Genomic DNA, 2976 nt, shown 5'->3' on the forward strand with positions numbered 1-2976 from the left:
TCAGCACACAAAACCACTTGGGTGTTGTATGGTTAAGCCTCACGGGCAATTAGTATCAGTTAGCTCAAGGCCTCACAACCCTTACACACCTGACCTATCAACGTCGTAGTCTCCAACGACCCTTTAGGGGACTTAAAGTCCCAGTGAGAACTCATCTTAAAGCCTGCTTCCCGCTTAGATGCTTTCAGCGGTTATCAGTTCCGAACGTAGCTACCCGGCAATGCGTCTGGCGACACAACCGGAACACCAGAGGTTCGTCCACTCCGGTCCTCTCGTACTAGGAGCAGCCCTCTTCAATTCTCAAACGCCCACGGCAGATAGGGACCGAACTGTCTCACGACGTTCTAAACCCAGCTCGCGTACCACTTTAAATGGCGAACAGCCATACCCTTGGGACCGACTTCAGCCCCAGGATGTGATGAGCCGACATCGAGGTGCCAAACACCGCCGTCGATATGAACTCTTGGGCGGTATCAGCCTGTTATCCCCGGAGTACCTTTTATCCGTTGAGCGATGGCCCTTCCATACAGAACCACCGGATCACTATGACCTGCTTTCGCACCTGCTCGACGTGTCTGTCTCGCAGTTAAGCTGGCTTATGCCATTGCACTAACCGTACGATGTCCGACCGTACTTAGCCAACCTTCGTGCTCCTCCGTTACGCTTTGGGAGGAGACCGCCCCAGTCAAACTACCCACCAGACAGTGTCCCCAGCCCAGCTAATGGGCCTAGGTTAGAACATCACGCATACAAGGGTGGTATTTCAAGGATGGCTCCACACACACTGGCGTGCATGCTTCAAAGCCTCCCACCTATCCTACACATGTAGGAGCAATGTTCACTGTCAAGCTATAGTAAAGGTTCACGGGGTCTTTCCGTCTAGCCGCGGGTATACGGCATCTTAACCGCAATTTCAATTTCACTGAGTCTCGGGTGGAGACAGTGTGGCCATGATTACGCCATTCGTGCAGGTCGGAACTTACCCGACAAGGAATTTCGCTACCTTAGGACCGTTATAGTTACGGCCGCCGTTTACCGGGGCTTCGATCATGAGCTTCGCAGAGCTAACCCAATCAATTAACCTTCCGGCACCGGGCAGGCGTCACACCGTATACGTCATCTTTCGATTTTGCACAGTGCTGTGTTTTTAATAAACAGTTCCAGCCACCTGGTTACTTCGACCGACCTGTGCTTACACCGCAAGGGTTTAACACTAGCCGGCGTACCTTCTCCCGAAGTTACGGTACTATTTTGCCTAGTTCCTTCACCCGAGTTCTCTCAAGCGCCTTAGTATTCTCTACCTAACCACCTGTGTCGGTTTGGGGTACGGTTCCTTTATATCTATGCTTAGAAGCTTTTCCTGGAAGTATGGCATCAATGACTTCTACGCCGTAGCGTATCGTCTCGTGTCTCAGCCTTAGGAAACCGGATTTACCTAATTTCCCAGCCTACGCACTTTCACATGGACAACCAACGCCATGCTCACCTAGCCTGCTCCGTCCCTCCATCGCAATATAAAGAAGTACAGAAATATTAATCTGTTTCCCATCGATTACACCTCTCGGTCTCACCTTAGGGGCCGACTTACCCTGCCCTGATTAACATGGGACAGGAAACCTTGGTCTTTCGGCGAGGGGGTTTTTCACCCCCTTTATCGTTACTCATGTCAGCATTCGCACTTCTGATACCTCCAGCATGCTTTACAACACACCTTCAACGGCTTACAGAACGCTCCCCTACCACTCAAACTTAGTTTGAATCCGCAGCTTCGGTGCATAGTTTAGCCCCGTTACATCTTCCGCGCAGACCGACTCGACTAGTGAGCTATTACGCTTTCTTTAAAGGATGGCTGCTTCTAAGCCAACCTCCTAGCTGTCTGGGCCTTTCCACATCGTTTCCCACTTAACTATGACTTTGGGACCTTAGCTGGCGGTCTGGGTTGTTTCCCTCTCCACGACGGACGTTAGCACCCACCGTGTGTCTCCCGGATATCACTCATCGGTATTCGGAGTTTGCAAAGGGTTGGTAAGTCGGGATGACCCCCTAGCCTTAACAGTGCTCTACCCCCAATGGTGTTCGTCCGAGGCTCTACCTAAATAGATTTCGGGGAGAACCAGCTATCTCCCGGCTTGATTAGCCTTTCACTCCGACCCACAGGTCATCACCGCATTTTTCAACATACGTGTGTTCGGTCCTCCAGTTGATGTTACTCAACCTTCAACCTGCCCATGGGTAGATCGCCGGGTTTCGGGTCTATACCTAGCAACTGTACGCGCAGTTAACACTCGCTTTCGCTACGGCTCCCCTAATCGGTTAACCTTGCTACTAAATATAAGTCGCTGACCCATTATACAAAAGGTACGCAGTCACCCGAAGGCTTCCACTGCTTGTACGTATACGGTTTCAGGTTCTATTTCACTCCCCTCACAGGGGTTCTTTTCGCCTTTCCCTCACGGTACTGGTTCACTATCGGTCAGTTAGGAGTATTTAGCCTTGGAGGATGGTCCCCCCATATTCAGACAAGATTTCACGTGTCCCGTCCTACTCGATTTCACAAACGCTTTGTTGTCGTGTACGGGGCTATCACCCTGTATCGCTGGCCTTTCCAGACCATTCCACTAACGCTGCGCCGCTTAAGGGCTAATTCCCGTTCGCTCGCCGCTACTAAGGAAATCTCGGTTGATTTCTTTTCCTCGGGGTACTTAGATGTTTCAGTTCTCCCGGTTCGCCTCTTTATCCTATGTATTCAGATAAAGATACTTGCTTATGCAAGTGGGTTTCCCCATTCAGAGATTCTAGGCTATAACGGTTTTTATCACCTTACCTAGACTTATCGCAGATTAACACGTCTTTCATCGCCTCTAACTGCCAAGGCATCCACCATATACGCTTAGTCACTTAACCATACAACCCCAAGCGGTCTTATAAAAAGAACGTCTTAAGTGTTTGGGAGACAAATCCCAAACTAAATGTATG

Annotated in this window: 1 rRNA gene; it reads right to left on the minus strand. The window is 50.2% G+C overall.

What is annotated here, in order from left to right:
• Positions 1-28: 28 nt before the first annotated feature.
• Positions 29-2904: ribosomal RNA gene (locus J7384_RS19145) — 23S ribosomal RNA — on the minus strand.
• Between the last annotated feature and the right edge of the window lie 72 nt (positions 2905-2976).

This window comes from Endozoicomonas sp. G2_1 (genome assembly GCF_017744155.1).
Taxonomy (GTDB): domain Bacteria; phylum Pseudomonadota; class Gammaproteobacteria; order Enterobacterales; family Alteromonadaceae; genus JAGHQT01.